Annotated in this window: 17 protein-coding genes; 5 read left to right on the top strand and 12 right to left on the bottom strand. The window is 70.4% G+C overall.

Annotated elements, in window-relative coordinates:
- The first annotated feature begins 6 nt into the window (after nucleotides 1-6).
- Nucleotides 7-1,014 carry a putative zinc-binding metallopeptidase gene (locus JCM7685_RS16270; RefSeq protein ID WP_074966635.1) on the top strand — a complete coding sequence of 336 codons (1,008 nt, stop codon included), beginning with the start codon at nucleotides 7-9 and terminating at the stop codon, nucleotides 1,012-1,014.
- Here JCM7685_RS16270 and JCM7685_RS16265 read toward each other — a convergent pair.
- From JCM7685_RS16265 to JCM7685_RS19690, 4 genes are all read right to left on the bottom strand, one after another.
- Entirely contained in the window at nucleotides 992-1,930 is a 939-nt protein-coding gene (locus JCM7685_RS16265; RefSeq protein WP_074966634.1) for a pirin family protein, read from the bottom strand. The genes JCM7685_RS16270 and JCM7685_RS16265 overlap by 23 nt on opposite strands.
- 58 nt (nucleotides 1,931-1,988) lie before the next feature.
- Entirely contained in the window at nucleotides 1,989-2,474 is a 486-nt protein-coding gene (locus JCM7685_RS16260; protein WP_231964754.1) for a gluconokinase, read from the bottom strand.
- Nucleotides 2,475-2,500: 26 nt separating this feature from the next.
- Nucleotides 2,501-3,874: a GntP family permease gene (locus tag JCM7685_RS16255; RefSeq protein ID WP_074966632.1), complete on the bottom strand. Its 1,374-nt coding sequence runs from the start codon at nucleotides 3,872-3,874 to the stop codon at nucleotides 2,501-2,503.
- Between the two features lie 100 nt (nucleotides 3,875-3,974).
- Complete coding sequence (locus JCM7685_RS19690; protein WP_074966631.1) at nucleotides 3,975-4,241, bottom strand: hypothetical protein; 267 nt, start codon at nucleotides 4,239-4,241, stop codon at nucleotides 3,975-3,977.
- A 123-nt stretch (nucleotides 4,242-4,364) separates the two neighbouring features.
- On the opposite strand from JCM7685_RS19690, the gene JCM7685_RS16250 reads away from it, so the two are divergent.
- The gene (locus JCM7685_RS16250; RefSeq protein WP_170848899.1) at nucleotides 4,365-4,928 is read left to right on the top strand and encodes a 2'-5' RNA ligase family protein; all 564 of its coding nucleotides are present in this window, start codon (nucleotides 4,365-4,367) and stop codon (nucleotides 4,926-4,928) included.
- 42 nt (nucleotides 4,929-4,970) lie between these two features.
- Nucleotides 4,971-5,639, top strand: coding sequence for a GntR family transcriptional regulator (locus tag JCM7685_RS16245; RefSeq protein ID WP_074966630.1), 669 nt, complete (start codon nucleotides 4,971-4,973; stop codon nucleotides 5,637-5,639).
- Between the two features lie 491 nt (nucleotides 5,640-6,130).
- On the opposite strand, the gene JCM7685_RS16240 is transcribed toward JCM7685_RS16245, so the two are convergent.
- From JCM7685_RS16240 to JCM7685_RS19685, 8 genes are all read right to left on the bottom strand, one after another.
- Nucleotides 6,131-6,886 (bottom strand): methyltransferase domain-containing protein, encoded by a 756-nt coding sequence (locus tag JCM7685_RS16240; protein ID WP_074966629.1) that lies wholly within the window; start codon nucleotides 6,884-6,886, stop codon nucleotides 6,131-6,133.
- Nucleotides 6,883-7,491: a pimeloyl-ACP methyl esterase BioG family protein gene (locus tag JCM7685_RS16235; protein WP_074966628.1), complete on the bottom strand. Its 609-nt coding sequence runs from the start codon at nucleotides 7,489-7,491 to the stop codon at nucleotides 6,883-6,885. Before JCM7685_RS16235 ends, JCM7685_RS16240 begins: the two co-directional genes overlap by 4 nt.
- Nucleotides 7,488-8,765, bottom strand: coding sequence for an adenosylmethionine--8-amino-7-oxononanoate transaminase (gene bioA / locus JCM7685_RS16230; RefSeq protein WP_074966627.1), 1,278 nt, complete (start codon nucleotides 8,763-8,765; stop codon nucleotides 7,488-7,490). The genes JCM7685_RS16235 and bioA overlap by 4 nt, the downstream gene beginning before the upstream one ends.
- Nucleotides 8,762-9,385, bottom strand: a complete 624-nt coding sequence (bioD, locus tag JCM7685_RS16225; protein WP_074966626.1) for a dethiobiotin synthase — start codon at nucleotides 9,383-9,385, stop codon at nucleotides 8,762-8,764. Before bioD ends, bioA begins: the two co-directional genes overlap by 4 nt.
- A complete protein-coding gene (locus tag JCM7685_RS16220) occupies nucleotides 9,382-10,479 on the bottom strand; it encodes an aminotransferase class I/II-fold pyridoxal phosphate-dependent enzyme (RefSeq protein ID WP_074966625.1) in 1,098 nt (365 codons plus the stop codon). The genes bioD and JCM7685_RS16220 overlap by 4 nt, the downstream gene beginning before the upstream one ends.
- The gene (gene bioB / locus JCM7685_RS16215; protein ID WP_074966624.1) at nucleotides 10,476-11,441 is read right to left on the bottom strand and encodes a biotin synthase BioB; all 966 of its coding nucleotides are present in this window, start codon (nucleotides 11,439-11,441) and stop codon (nucleotides 10,476-10,478) included. The genes JCM7685_RS16220 and bioB overlap by 4 nt, the downstream gene beginning before the upstream one ends.
- Nucleotides 11,442-11,530: 89 nt before the next feature.
- On the bottom strand, nucleotides 11,531-12,205 hold the full coding sequence (locus tag JCM7685_RS16210) for a DnaA N-terminal domain-containing protein (protein ID WP_074966623.1): 675 nt from the start codon (nucleotides 12,203-12,205) through the stop codon (nucleotides 11,531-11,533).
- A gap of 156 nt (nucleotides 12,206-12,361) precedes the next feature.
- A complete protein-coding gene (locus tag JCM7685_RS19685) occupies nucleotides 12,362-12,628 on the bottom strand; it encodes a hypothetical protein (RefSeq protein ID WP_139218069.1) in 267 nt (88 codons plus the stop codon).
- Nucleotides 12,629-12,694: 66 nt separating this feature from the next.
- On the opposite strand from JCM7685_RS19685, the gene JCM7685_RS16205 reads away from it, so the two are divergent.
- Both JCM7685_RS16205 and JCM7685_RS16200 read left to right on the top strand, forming a co-directional pair.
- The gene (locus JCM7685_RS16205) at nucleotides 12,695-13,999 is read left to right on the top strand and encodes an AAA family ATPase (RefSeq protein WP_074966622.1); all 1,305 of its coding nucleotides are present in this window, start codon (nucleotides 12,695-12,697) and stop codon (nucleotides 13,997-13,999) included.
- On the top strand, nucleotides 13,996-15,105 hold the full coding sequence (locus JCM7685_RS16200) for a ParB/RepB/Spo0J family partition protein (protein WP_074966621.1): 1,110 nt from the start codon (nucleotides 13,996-13,998) through the stop codon (nucleotides 15,103-15,105). Before JCM7685_RS16205 ends, JCM7685_RS16200 begins: the two co-directional genes overlap by 4 nt.

Raw genomic sequence — 15,105 nt, 5'->3', positions numbered from 1 at the left:
GCCGGAATGCAGCGTCTGACATGTCCCCGATGCGGGCGGCGGGTCTATTTCCAGAACAACGCCTGCGCCTGCGGCACCCCCCTGCGCTTCGACCCCGAGGCCGGGCGCTTTCGCGACGGCGCCCCGCCCTGCCGGCAATTGCAGCTTATCGGCTGCAACTGGGCGGCCGAACAGCCGGGCGGGCCGTGCCGCGCCTGCGCGATGATCGCGGTCGTCCCCGATCTCTCGGTCCCGGGGAACGTGCCGCTTCTGGCCCGCAGCGCCGCCGCGCTGCGCTGGGTGCTGGCCAATCTGGCGCGCTGGCGCTGGTTCGCCGATGCCGATCCCGGGCCGCGGCCGGTGTTCCACATGCTGTCGGAACGGCTGGGCGAACAGCGGGTGCCGGTCTCGATGGGCCATGCCGACGGCGTGATCACCATCAACGTGGTCGAGGCCGACCCCGCCCTGCGCATCGCCCGCCAGCAGGAGCTGGGCGAACTCTATCGCACCATGATCGGCCACATGCGCCACGAGATCGCGCATTTCCTGTTCCAGCGCCTGGCCGTCCTGCCGGGGTTCGTCCCGCCGTTCCGCGCCCTCTTCGGCGACGAGCGCAGCGATTACACGGCCGCGCTGCGGCGCCATTACGCCGATCCGCAGCCGCCGGGCGAGCGCCACCTGACCGGCTATGCCACCATGCATCCGCATGAGGACTGGGCCGAGACCGCGGCCCATGTCCTGCACCTGGTGGACATGACCGACAGCCTGATGGCGACCGGGCTGACCGGCGACCAGATCCCGGCCCCGGGCTACGACGCCTATGCCGATCCGGACAGCGGCCATCTTTTGCAGGTCGCCGCCGCGGTGGCGCTGGCGGTGAACGAGATCAACCGGGCGCTGGACAATCCCGACGTCTATCCCTTCGTGCTGACCGAGACCACGCGGCGCAAGCTGACCTTCGCCCGCGACTGGCTGGCGCGAGGCGCCGTCGAAACGGGCGCCGGACCGGGGCTCAGCGCTCGGGCAGCGGGATGAATTCCGCGCGGTCGGTCGGCGGCAGGTCGAACAGGCCCTGCCCCCAGTCGGCCGCGCGCCATTCGCGCTTGGCGTGCTCGATGCGCTCCTTCGAGGAGGCGACGAAATTCCACCAGATGTATCGCGGCCCGTTCAGCGTCGCGCCGCCCAGCGCCATCAGCCGCGCGCCCTGCGGCCCGGCCGCGACGGTGATGCGGTCGCCGGGGCGGAACACCATCATCCGCCCGGCCTCGAATTCCTGCCCCGCTATGCCGACCGAGCCCGAGGTGATGTAAAGCCCCCGGTCCTCGTGATCGTCGGGCAGCGGGAAGCGCGCGCCGGATTGCAGCGTCACGTCCAGATAGAAGGTGTCCGAATACAGCGTGGCCGGCGCCCGCTCGCCATAGGCATGGCCCAGGATCAGCCGCGCCGTGATTCCCTCGGCCGCGATCTCGGGCAGGGTGTCCTTGCCGTGATGCTCAAAGATCGGCGCCATGTCCTCGCGGTCCTCGGGCAGCGCGATCCAGGTCTGGATGCCGAACAGGCTATGCGGCCCGGCACGGCCGGCCTCGGACGTGCGCTCGGAATGGCTGACGCCCCGGCCCGCCACCATCCAGTTGACCGCCCCGGGCAGGATCACCTGGTCGGTGCCGATGCTGTCGCGGTGGTGGAAATCGCCGCGATACAGATAGGTGACCGTGCCCAGACCGATATGCGGATGCGGGCGGATGTCCACGCCCTTGCCGGTCAGGAACTCGGCCGGCCCGGCCTGGTCGAAAAAGATGAACGGGCCGACCATCTGCCGGCGCGGCGCGGGCAGCGCCCGGCGGACCTCGAACCCGCCCAGATCCCGCGCGCGCGGGATGATCAGCGTCTCGATCTGCTCAAGGCCGGCGGCGTCCGGGCAGCCCGGCTCCAGTGAGGGGTTCCAGCTCATCCTGCTCTCCTTTCCCGGGGGCAGAGGGCCAACGCGAAAGACCCCGCGCCGGATCCGTTCAGGCCCGCAGCCCCAGCAGCCGCAGCGCCTGATCGACCTGATCCTCGACCGACAGCGCCATGTCCACGACGGCGCCGTCCTCGTCGGGACCCAGCATCTCCAGCGTGGCCAGCTGCGAATCCAGCAGCTTCGCCGGGAAGAAATGTCCCTCGCGGCTTTGCAGCCGCTCTTCCAGCAGCGCCCGGCTGCCATGGACATGCAGGAAGCGCACCCTTGGCGCGCCGCCGCGCAGGATGTCGCGATAGGCGCGCTTCAGCGCCGAACAGCCCATGACCGAGCCTTGCCCGGCCGCCTGGTTGCGGGCAAAGGCCTGGGCCAGCGCCCGCAGCCAGGGCGCGCGGTCGTCGTCGTCCAGCGGCACGCCCGCGCGCATCTTGGCGACATTGGCCTCGGGGTGGAAACCGTCGCCCTCGATGAAGGGCCAGCCCAGCCGGGCCGCCAGCGCGCCGCCGGTGGTGCTTTTGCCGCTGCCGGACACGCCCATGACGACGATATGCTGCACCGCCCCGCTCACAGCAGCCACCATCCGACCAGCGCGAACAGGAAGCCGATGCCGCCCAGCAGAGTCTCCATCACCGTCCAGGTCTTCAGCGTGGTCTTTTCGTCCATGTTGAGGAACCGCCCGACCAGCCAGAAGCCCGAGTCGTTGAAATGGCTCAGCACCGTGGCGCCGCCGGCAATGGCGATGACCAGGAAGCAGCGGTCCAGTTCGGTCAGGCCGGCGGTCGCGGCGACGGTGGGGGCGATCAGCCCCGCCGTGGTGGTCAGCGCCACCGTGGCCGAGCCCTGCGCCACCCGCAGCGCGGTCGCGATGACGAAGGCGGCGACGATCAGCGGCATGCCCAGCGTTTCCAGGCTGCCGGCCAGCGCCTGGCCGATGCCGCTGGCGCGCAGCACGCCGCCGAACATGCCGCCGGCGCCGGTGACCAGGATGATGGCGCAGATCGGCCCCAGCGCGCCGTCCATGATCCTCTCGATCTCGGCGGCGCTGCGGCCCTTGCCCAGCAGGAACATGGCCACGATCAGGGTGATCAGCAGCGCCACCGGCGTCTGCCCGATCAGCCGCAGCACCGTGACCCAGCGGGCCCCGCCATCGACCATGCCCATGGTCGCCAGCGTGCCCAGCCCGGTGTTCACGAAGATCAGCGCCAGCGGCAGCAGCAGCACCAGCAGCACGGTGCCGAAGGCGGGCGGCACCTGACCCTCGGGCGCCTCGACCACGCCCAGGATCTCGGGCACCGGCAGGGTGAAGCGATGCCCGGCCCATTTGCTGAACAGATAGCTGCCCAGGAACCAGGTCGGCAGCGCGACCACCAGCCCGACGACCAGCAAAAGCCCGATGTCCGCGCCCAGCAGCTCGCCCGCCGCGACCGGGCCGGGGTGCGGCGGCACGAAGGCATGCATGACCGCAAAGGCCCCCGCCGCCGGCAGCGCGTAGAGCAGCAGCGAGCCGCCGAAGCGATAGGCCACGCTGAAGATGATCGGCAGCATCACCACCAGCCCGGCGTCGAAGAAGATCGGAAAGCCGAAGAGCAGCGAGGCCACGCCCAGGGCCAGCGGCGCCCGGCTGGCGCCAAACTGGCCGATCAGCCGGTCGGCCAGCACCTGCGCGCCGCCGGTGATCTCCAGCAGCCGCCCGATCATGGCGCCGAAGCCCACCAGCAGCGCCACCGTCGCCAGGGTCGAGCCGAAGCCCTCCAGCAGCGTGGGGATCACCTTGCCCATCGGCACGCCGGCGACCATGGCGGTCGCCAGGCTGACCAGCACCAGCGCCACGAAGGCATGCAGCCGGAAGCGCATGATCAGCACCAGCAGCAGCGCCACCGCCGCGGCGGCGATCAGAAGCAGCACCGAGGTGCCGTATACGGGTTCGACCGGGTTCATGAAATCTCCTCCAAGCAATCTCCCCTGCGATCACCGCCGCGGCTCCCGACCGTGTTAGCGGTAACGCCCAGCCTCGCCATACGGGATGCGATGCGAAAAGTTAATAGGATTTTGCCGCTGACCCGCCGGTCAGGGCGCCATGGACCAGCCGCATCTCGTCCGACAGCGCCAGTTCCAGCGCCGCGCCCTCGGCATCCAGCACGCCGGGATCCTCCTGCCCGTCCGGCATCACCTCGCGCTCGGCCAGCCAGTCCAGCATGGCGCCGCGCACCGCCGCCGGCGACAGGTCCAGAAGTTGCGTCAGCATCCGCCGATGCGCGATCAGCCGGCCTTCGAGTGCGTCGAGCCGGGCGCTCAGCCTGTCCATGCGCGTTCCCTCCCTGGTTGCCGGATCATCATGGCACGGAACGCCCACCCGTCAAACCGCCGACTCGGCAGTGGTAAATGTTCTCTTTTTGTTCTAGAATGGCCCGAGGCAGAAGGAATCGCCATGTTCATGCAAAAACCGCCGCCCATCCCGCCGACCGGCCCGGCGCACAAGCTGTTCTTCGCCGCCGTCCCGCCCGCAGCGGTGGCCGAGCGCATGGCCGCGCTCTGGCAGGCCATGGGCATCCGCGCCCGGCTGCGGCGGCCGGTGCTGCACATGACCATCCAGATGGTGGCCGACGCCGAGACGGTGGACGACGCCCTCGCCGCCTTCCTGACCCGACCGATGCGGGACTTCCGCTTTCCGGCCTTCGACATCACCCTGGACCGGGTGGCGAATTTCGGCAGCCGGGCCGAGCGGCGCCGGCCGCTGGTCTTCACCACCCGCGGCCAGGACGCGGCCCCGAACGCGCTGGCCCGCGCCATCCGCCGCCGCTTCGCGTCCACCGCCTGGCCCCTGCCCCGCATGTATGTGACGCCGCATGTGACAGCCGCCTACGGCCGGCCGCTGCCGGAATCGGCCCGGCTGGTGCCGCCGATCCACTGGCATGTGGACGAGCTGGTGCTGATCGACAGCCTGCAGGGCCTGACCACCCACGTGCCCCTGGCGCGCTGGCCGCTGGGCTGAAGCCGCATCGACAATCGCCGGCCCGCGCTCTATCCATGCGCCATGAGCACGGGAACCGAGGAAACACTGGCCGTCCGCATCAGCCGCGCGCTGGCCGAGCGCATCGTCTCGGGCGAGATCGGCCCGGGCGAAAGGCTGCGCCAGGACCATATCGCCGAGGAATTCGGCGCCAGCCACGTCCCCGTGCGCGAGGCCTTCCGCCGGCTGGAGGCGCAGGGTCTGGCGATCAGCGAGCCGCGCCGGGGCGTGCGCGTCGCCGCCTTCGACCTGCCCGAGGTGCGCGAGGTGGCCGAGATGCGCGCCGCCCTGGAATCGCTGGCGCTGCGCCATGCCGCGCCGCATCTGACCCCGGCGATCCTGAACGCGGCGGAAGAGGCGACCAAGGCCGGCGACGCCTCGCGCGACGTGCGCTCCTGGGAGCAGGCCAACCGGCGCTTTCACAAGCTGATCCTGCTGCCCTGCGCCATGCCGCGGCTGCTGGCCGCCATCGACGACCTGCATGCGGCCAGCGCGCGCTTCCTGTTCGCGGCTTGGCAGTCGAATTGGGAAACCCGCACCGACCACGACCACCGCGCCATCCTGGCGGCGCTGCGCAAGGGCGATGTCGAGACCGCCTGCGCCACCCTGGCCCGGCATGTGCGCTGGATCGGCCGCCGCCCTGGCCCGGCCCGCGGCGGCGAACAGCGCGACGCCTTCGCGATCGAGGGCTAGCAGGCTGCTGAAAAAAAGCGCCGAGAAGGCGTCGGAACGGAACATCGTTCTGGGCCCAACCCGGATCGGCTGAAGATAAGTGTATTTGCGGACAATTCGAGGTGAGCTTTCCGCTTTCTGTCCATTGTGTCGCGTGGCGGGGAATTTTTCGGCGCCTGTCCGGGCCTTCGGTTCGCGGGCCGTCGAAAAGGGATCCGTGCGGGCGTCTTGGCGGAAACCGATGCAGATCCGGTGACGGCCTGGAAGATGGGGCATCTCCGGGCCGAGATGAGGCGGATTTCTCCGATACGGCCAAGCTTGCGCTCGCACGGAGGATTTCGGCAGCAGGTGCGGGCCAGGTCCGCAGGGGCGGCCTTAGTCTGCACCGCCGCTGGGGTATTTCGCAAAACGGAAAGCCAGGCGCCGGGCCAAGGCGGCCGGAACCGGTTTCCACCCCCGCGTGGCCGAAGGTTCGGAAACGGCGCACATAATGCGCCGGACAAGTCGCAGCGTTAGCAGGGGGACGTCGGCGGCTGTTTCCGCGCCACCAGCCAGCTGGCGACATAGGTCAGCGTCACGCCCTGCGGCCCGCCATGCGCGGCCTCGTAGCGGGCCAGAAAATCCTGCAGGGCGCCGCGGCTGCGGAACTGCCCGGCCCGGCCGTTCACCCCGGTCGCCCGCAGGTGGCGCAGCACCGCCAGCGCATCGGGAAAATGCAGCGCGATGCGCCATTCCCCGCAGCCGAGCGGGCGCCAGCCCGGCGGCAGCAGCGCCGCAATCGCGGCCCCGTCCAGGCAGGAGGGCGCCCCCGCCCGGCTGCCGAGCGCGCGCAGTTCCGGGAAATGGTCCGGCGCATAGCCCGACAGCGCCAGCACACCCCCGGGCGCCACGGCGGCGCAAAGCCGGTCCAGCACCTCGGCCGGCCGCGCCACCCATTGAATCATCGAGGCCGAGGCCACCAGGTCCAGCGCCTGCGGCAGCCTTGCCCGCGCGATGTCGCCCGGCAGATAGGTCGCGCGCACCCCCGGCAACGGCGGCGCCACCAGGTCGTTCAACCACAGCCTCTCGGGCCGCAGCCCGGCCAGGTGCCGCGTCAGATGGCCCGAGCCGTAGCCCGCCTCGAACACCCGGCGCGGCGGCTCGGGCGCCAGCCGGCGGCAGGCGTCGAACAGCGCCTTGGCGATCCGCCGCTGCGCCGTCGCCGCCCGGTCGTAGCTGGGCATCCCGCGCGCGAAGCTTTGCGCGATGCGCGCGCCGGCGGCGGTCATGCCAGCACCTCGTCCCAGTCGCGCATCGCCGCGAAGGGGTTGTGCCCGCAATCCAGGATCCGGGTCCGGTCCTGCCGTCCGTTCCAGGCCCGCAGCAGGTTCCGCAGCGGGAAAATGCGGTCCGACGCGCCCAGCAGGATGCGGTCGAAGCGCGGCGGGACCACGGCATCCCAGGCCATGACCGCGGCTAGTTCGGCCCGCAGCGCCTCCAAGTCGGCAGACCCTTCCAGCGGCGCCCCGGCGCGGCGGGCGAATTTCCGCAGGCTTGCCTCGGTCAGCCCGGCCGCTGTCGCCGCGACCCGCGCGCGCGGGATGCCCAGATCGTCGTCGCAGGGCAGCCACGAGCCGCAGACCGCCACCCGCCGCCGGAACGGATCCGGCCCCGGCAGCCGGCAGGCCGCGCCGACGCCGAAGGACCAGGCCACCAGATCCGCCGCCGCATAGCCCGCGGGCAAGGACAGCGGCGCCAGTGCGCGCCAGTCCGACAGCACCAGGATGTCGCGATCCCCGTCCAGATGCCGGAACGGCGCCGCGCCCAGGGCCCAGCCGGTCACCACCACCACCAGCTCGCGCGCGCCCTCGCGGCGCAGCCATTGCGCCCTCATCGCCAGCCCGCGATCCGCAGCATGGCGGCGCAGATCAGGTCCAGCTCGGCCCCGGTGGTGACGAAGGGCGGCATGCAATAGAGCAGCCGGCCGAAGGGACGCAGCCAGACCCCCGCCTCGCGGCAGAAGCCGTGCACCCGCGCCATGTCCAGCGGCGTGCGCATCTCGATCACGCCGATGGCGCCCAGGACGCGCAGATCCGCCACCCCCGGCAGGTCCCGCGCCGGGGCCAGGCCGCGCCGCAGCCCGGCCTCGATCCCCACCACCTGCCCCTTCCAGTCGCCCCGCGCCAGCAGGTCCAGGCTGGCGCAGGCCGCGGCGCAGGCCAGCGGATTGCCCATATAGGTCGGTCCGTGCATCAGCACCGGCGCCGGCCCCGCCGCAATCGCCTCGGCCACCCGCGCCGAGGCCACCGTGGCCGCGAAGGAGATCATGCCCCCGGTCAGCGCCTTGCCCAGGCACAGGATGTCCGGCACCACGCCCGCATGCTCCATGGCGAACATCCGGCCCGTGCGGCCGAAGCCGGTGGCGATCTCGTCGAAGATCAACAGCACGTCGTGGCGGTCGCACAGATCGCGCAACCCGGCCAGCCAGCGCGGGTGATGAAACCGCATCCCGCCCGCGCCCTGCACCACCGGCTCGACGATGAAGCCCGCGATCCGATGCCCCTTTTCGGCGAACAGCGCCGCGACCGCGCCCAGCCCGTTGCGGGCGGAATCCTCGTCCCAGCCGGCGCCGAAATCCACGGGCGGCCGCGGCACGAAATGCCGCGGCCCCAGCGCCGTGCCGAAGCGCCGGTGCATGCCCGCCTGCGGATCGCACAGGCTCATCGCCTTCCAGGTGTCGCCGTGATAGCCGCCGCGCACCGTGGCGAAATCGACCCGGCCCGGGTGCCGCATCTGCGCCTGCGCCGCCATCTTCAGCGCCACCTCGACCGCGACCGAGCCGCTGTCGCAATAAAAGATCCGGTCCAGCCCCGCCGGCAGCATCCCGACCAGGCGCCGCCCCAATCCGACCGCCGGGGCATGGGTCAGGCCGCCGAACATCACATGCGGCAGCCGCTCCAGCTGCGCCCGCATCGCCGCGACCAGCACCGGGTGGCGGTGGCCATGGGCCGCGCACCACCAGCTCGACATGGCGTCGATCATCCGGCTGCCGTCGGCCAGCTCCAGCCAGACGCCCTCGGCCGCGACGACCTCGTGCAGCGGGCCGGGATCGCCCATCGGGGCATAGGGATGCCACAGATGCGCGCGGTCGAAGCCGAGGTCGTTCATGCCATCGCCCCGCGGATCGCCGCCAGGTCGATGCCGGCAAATCCCGCCCGCAGCGCCTCCGGCGTCACCTCCGCCAGACGCGGCAGCCGGCCCAGGTCGCGCGCGCCGCCCAGGCCGGCGATGGCCGCCCGGCTGTCCGCGGCCTCGTCGCCGATGAAGGCGACGCCGGCGATGCGGCAGCCCGCCGCCCGCAGCGCCGCCAGCGACAGCAGCGCGTGGTTGATCGTCCCCAGCGCCGTCCGCGCGCACAGGACGACCGGCGCGCGCCAGCCCGCGATCACCTGCAGATAAAGCAGCCGCGGCGTCAGCGGCACCATCAGCCCGCCGGCGCCCTCGACCACCAGCGGCCCCGCCAGCCGGGGCAGCGCCAGGCGGGCAGGGTCGATCTCGACCCCCGCGCGCGCCGCCGCCAGATGCGGCGAGGCCGGCAGCGCCAGCCGATAGGCCTCGGCGAGCACCGGCCGGTCCGAAAGCCGCGCCACCGCGTCGCTGTCGGTTTCACCCTCCAGCCCCGCCTGCACCGGCTTCCAGTAATGCGCCCCCAGCGCCATGGCCAGGCCGGCGCTGAAAACGGTCTTGCCGATGCCGGTATCGGTTCCGGCGACCACGACCGCGCTCATGCCAGCGCCCGAAACAGCGCGGCGATGTCGTCCGACCCGACGTTCCCCGTCACCGAGATGCGCAGCCGCGCCGTCCCCTTCGGCACCGTCGGCGGCCGGATCGCGCGCACGTCGAAGCCCCGCGCCCGCAGACGCGCCGCCTGTTCCAGCGCCAGCCGGTCATCCCCCAGCAGCACCGGCACGATCTGGCTTTCGGCGGCGATCCCCAGCCGCGCGGCCGCCGCGCGGGCTGCGGCGATCCGGGCCTGCGCCTGCCCGGTCAGATTGGTCCCGGCCAGCGCCCGCAGCGCCGCCCGCAGCAGCGCCGCGGTCAGCGGCGCGGGCGCGGTGGCATAGACGAAGGGCCGCGCCCGGTTCACCAGCGTCTCGACCAGCACCCGGTCGGCGCAGACCAGCGCGCCCGACACGCCCAGGGCCTTGCCGCCGGTGTGCAGCGTGACCAGGTCGCAGCCCAGCCCCTGCGCCAGCCCCCTGCCCTGCGGCCCGAAGACGCCGGTCGCATGGGCCTCGTCCACCACCAGCACCGCATCCTCGCGCAGGGCCAGCGCCGCCAGATCGGCCAGAGGCGCCAGGTCGCCCTGCATGGAATAGACGCTTTCGACCGCGATCCAAACCCGGCCCGCGCCCCCTGCCCCGCGCCAGGCGGCGATCGCGCGCGCGGCGTCGGCGGCGTCGTTATGGGCAAAGGCCCGGGTCTCGGCCCGCCCCAGCCGCATGCCCTCATGGGCGCTGGCATGGATCAGCGCGTCGTGCAGCACCAGGTCGCCGCGCATCGGCAGCGTGGAAAAGATCGCCTGATTGGCCTGGAAGCCGCCGCCCATGAACAGCGCCGCCTCGGCGCCGAAAAAGGCCGCCGCCTCGGCCTCCAGCGCCTCGTGCTCGGGATGGTTGCCGCGCAGCAGCCGCGACCCGCCCGCGCCCGGCGGCACGCCGCGCGCCAGCGCCTCGGCCGCCGCCTTTGCCAGCAGCGCCGATCCCGCCAGCCCCAGATAGTCGTTCGAGGCGAAGTCCAGCCCCGCCGCCGGCGCCAGCCCGCGCAGCCGGCCGCGATGCGCCAGCGCCTCCAGCGCCGCCCGGTGCCGCGCGAAGCTCATGCTGCGCAGCCCTCGGTCTCGGCGCGCATCTCGGCCCGCAGCCCCAGCTTGGCGAACAGCGCCGCGTCGCGGTCCTCGCCGGGATTGTCCGCGGTCAGCAGCACCTCGCCGACGAAGATGGAATTCGCCCCGGCAAAAAAGCACATGGCCTGCAACTCGTCGCTCATCTCCGACCGCCCCGCCGACAGCCGCACATGCGATTTGGGCATCAGGATGCGCGCCGTGGCGATGGTCCGCACCATCTCCAGCGGGTCCAGCTTCGGCACGTCGGCCAGCGGCGTGCCCGCCATCGGCATCAGCATGTTGATCGGCACCGATTCCGGCGGCACCTCCAACCCGGCCAGCGTCTCCAGCATCGAGACCCGGTCCTCGGCGGTCTCGCCCATGCCGACGATGCCGCCGGCGCAGACGTTGATCCCGGCCGCGCGCACCCGGTCCAGCGTGTCCAGCCGGTCCTGGAAGCTGCGGGTGCCGATGATTTCCGGGTAATAGCGTTCCGAGGTGTCGATGTTGTGGTTGTAGTAATCCAGCCCCGCGTCCTTCAGCCGCAGCGCCTGATCGGCGTCCAGCATGCCCAGGGTCATGCAGGTCTCCATACCCAGCGCCTTGACGCCGCGCACCATCGCCAGCACCGCCGGCATGTCGCGCTCCTTGGGCGACCGCCAGGCCGCGCCCATGCAATAGCGCGTGGCGCCGGCGTCGCGGGCGCGCCTGGCCTCGGCCAGCACCCGCTGCACCTCGATCAGCTTCGAGGCCGACAGCGCCGACCCGTTCCGCGCCGATTGCGAACAATAGGCGCAATCCTCGGGGCAGCCGCCGGTCTTGATCGACAGCAGCTTGGAACATTGCACCAGATTCGGATCGAAATGCGCCCGATGCACGCTCTGCGCCTGAAACAGCAGGTCCATCAGCGGAAGATTATAGATTTCCTGCGCGCTGCACCTTGGTTCCGTCTGCGACATCCGCCATCTCCCTCAGCCTTGCCTGGGCAGTATCTATAAATTCGCAAAGCCAGAGTGATAAGCCGGATATATTATCTATTATTCTTGCCTTACGGACCCAGCACCCGCAGCTTGACGATGCTGCCGTCGCTGCGCTGGACGGCGATGCGCAACCGCTCCAGCAGATGGGTCTCGACATAGCTGGCGTGGAACCGCGTCGGCGCGAACAGCGTCAGGCAGCCGTCCCGGACCCCGGCCTCGGCCAGCCCGGCGAACCAGGCGTCGAACAGCGCCCGGTCCTCGGCCGCCAGCCGCGCCTGCGCCTCGCCCCAGACGCCTTCGGCCGCGACCGGCTCGGCCCGGTGCAGCGGCACCACATTGCTCACCGACTCGGGCGCGGCGCCGGTCAGCCGGGTCACGAAGTCCGGGCCGATGTTCTCCCATTCCGCCTTTGTATCCAACAGGATGCGTTCCAGGTTCAGCCCCAGGACCGAGACCCGGCCCCGCGCGCCCTGCTGCTTGATCTCGATCCAGCCGAGCGCCCGCAGCTTGGCCATCTCGCGCTTGACGGTGCGCTCGTCCACGCACCACAGCCGCGCGATCTCGCGCTGGCCGATGGTCAGCTCGTCGCGCTGCCAGTTGTAGCGGGTGGTGATCAACGCCATCAGCCGCAACACCAGCCGCTGGCGATGCTTGTCGCCGGCCAGGCCATGCGCCATCATCGCACTGAGCAAGTCATATTTCTTGGCCGCGGCCTCTCGACCGACGGCGCGGATCACCTGCATGACTATCCTGTCCCCGGAACGTGCCGGACGCCTCTTCTTACTGCTCGAAAGGGCCCCGCCTTTTGACGGTGACCCTGGGACGGCGGCGACGATCTGCTGTCGTCTGAAACGCTTTTCGCCATCTCGGTCCCATTTGCGTCCTGTTTTCCGATTCTGTCAAGCGCTTTGCCCGCAGCCCGTCTTTCCGGCCTCAATCATCAAAGAAAAAACGGTATCAATGGTATAGAGGGACATCCAGACCGTCCCCCATTCTGCCGCCTTTGTCCCCCATTCCGCCCCGCTGATCGCGGAAGCGTCCCCCTTTTCGGCGCCTGAAACCTTGGTCGCGGCCGTGGGGCAAGGGGTGGGCGATTCGGGCGGCGGAGCCAGGAAAGCCAGGGATTTCCAAGCTTTGATGCATTCATTGAAAACGGCTTTTGCCAAAAGCGCAAATCCGGCGTAAAAGCGGATTGGAACGAAATCTGCGTCCTAATAAAATACAGGCATCCTATGTATACGCATGAAGACCTCGCCCGGCTGCAGGCGCAATCGCTGAAGATGCAGGGCTGGATCCGCCGGCAGACCTTCAGCCCCGCGAACGAGAAGACGCTGCGCCGCTTCTCAAGCTGGGAGGTCGCCGAGCTGATCTTCCGCATCAACCAGTCCACCTTCCGCGGCAAGCTCGCCGCCGAGCCGAACCTTCCCCTCGGGGAAGTCGAGGAGGACGGCCGCCAGCGCTGGTTCTCGCTCGACGAGATCAACGAGCTGCGCCGCCGGGTCCGCATCAACCGCAAATCGCTGATGCCCTATCGCCCCGAGGGCAAGCGCGCCTTCCGCGCCGCCATCGCCAATTTCAAGGGCGGCGCCGGCAAGTCGACGGTGGCGCTGCACTTTGCCCATGCCGCGGCGCTGGACGGCTATCGGGTGCTGGTCGTGGACTTCGACCCGCAGGCGACGCTGAGCCATTCCATGGGCCTGACCGACGTCGGCGAGGACCACACCGTCTGGGGCATCATGGCCCGCGACCTGGAGCGCGAGACCGACCGCATGAACAATGCCGCGGCGGGCGCCGAGTCGGGGACCGCCCTGCCCCGCCGCAAGCTGCCGACCTCGATCCGCTCGATGGGCCTGGGCGCGCTGCGGCCGGCCGACTTCATCAAGCCGACCGCCTGGCCCACCATCGACATCGTGCCCAGCTGCGCCAATGCCGCCTTCGTCGAATTCGCCAGCGCCCAATACCGGCACCTGAACCCGGAATGGACCTTCTTCGGTGCGGTGTCGCGTTTTCTCGACAGCCTGGCGGATGATGCCTACGACCTGATCCTGTTCGATTGCCCGCCGGCCATCGGCTATCAGTCGATGAACGCGGTCTTTGCCGCCGACATGCTCTATATCCCCTCGGGTCCTGGGTATTGGGAGTATGACTCGACCACAAGCTTCATCGGCCAGCTGTCCGAGGCGCTGGAGGATCTGGCGCATGGTTTCGACAGCTTCCCCACGGGGAAGATCAAGCTGCCCAAGGCCTTTGCCGACATCCGCTTCCTGATGACGCGCTACGAGCCGTCGAACGAACTGCATCAGGCGATGTTCGGGGCCTTCAAGCAGGTCTTCGGCGAACATATGGCCGAGCATCCGATCGAGCTGACGCGGGCGGTGGAACAGTCGGGCCGCTTCTTGTCCTCGATTTACGAGATCGACTATCGCGAGATGACGCGCGGCACCTGGCGCCGGGCGCGCGCGACCTTCGATCAGGCCTATGAGGAGTTCAGGTCGCGCCTGGTCGCCGCCTGGGACAAGCTGGAGGATGAGGCATGAGCCGCAAGCGCCGCGTTTTCGAGATCGACATGCCCGAGGAGCCGGGCGCCGCGCCGGAGCCCGAAAGCTTCCCCGCGGGGAAGGAAGAGCGTGAGCATCGCCGCGGTCCCATGGCCACCGCCATCAACGAGACCGCGGAATCGACCCGCGACCGTGCCCGGCTGGAGGCGCAGATCCGGGCCGAGAACGACGCCCTGGCGCAAGAGCATGTGCGGTTGAAGCGGGCCGGCCTGATCACCGACATGATCCCGCTGGACGCGATCGACACCCGCAAGCTGATCCGCGACCGCGCGCCGGGGGCCGATTACGAACTGGCCGAACTGGTCGAATCGATCCGCGACATCGGCTTGTCGAACCCGATCCGGGTCGAGCCGGCGGGCGAGGGCCGCTATGAGCTGATCCAGGGCTGGCGGCGGCTGTCGGCCTATCGCCAGCTGCTGGAAGAGAGCGGGGATGCCGAGAAATGGGGCCGCATTCCGGCCGGGATCGCGGCGCGGGGAGAGGAGCTGCAGGGGCTTTATCGCCGCATGGTGGACGAGAACCTGGTGCGCAAGGACATCTCTTTCGCCGAGATGGCGCAGCTGGCGCTGCATTACGCCATGGACCCGATGACCGAGGAACACGACCCGGAAAAGGCGGTGGCGATCCTGTTCAAATCCGCGGGCTATCAGAAGCGCAGCTATATCCGCAGCTTCATCCGGCTGATGGAATCGCTGGGCGAGACGCTGATCTATGCCTCGGAAATTCCGCGGGCGCTGGGGCTGGCGCTGTCGCAGCGGCTGGACGAGGTGCCGGGGACGGCGGCGGCGATCCGGGCCGAGCTGAAGGACTGGGACACGCGCAGCATCAAGGACGAGCTGGATATTCTGCGCCGCTATGCCGGGCAGGGCGCCGACGGCGAGGCGCCGGCCGCCCCACGCGCGGCGGCGCCGACCGTCCCCGCGGGGAAGGCGCGGACGACCTTTCAGATCGAGCGGCCGCAGGGCAGCGCCAAATGCACCGCCGCCAACGGCCGGCTGGAGATCCGGCTGCCGCGCGACTTCACCGCCGTCGACCGCCGCCGGCTGGAGGCCGCGGTGCGGGCGATGCTGGAGAGCCTGGATTGA

Origin of the sequence: Paracoccus aminovorans, assembly GCF_900005615.1 — a bacterium.
GTDB classification, from domain to species: domain Bacteria; phylum Pseudomonadota; class Alphaproteobacteria; order Rhodobacterales; family Rhodobacteraceae; genus Paracoccus; species Paracoccus aminovorans.
The sequence above is the reverse complement of the archived record's forward strand: the minus strand, read 5'-3'. Positions and strand labels throughout refer to the sequence as shown.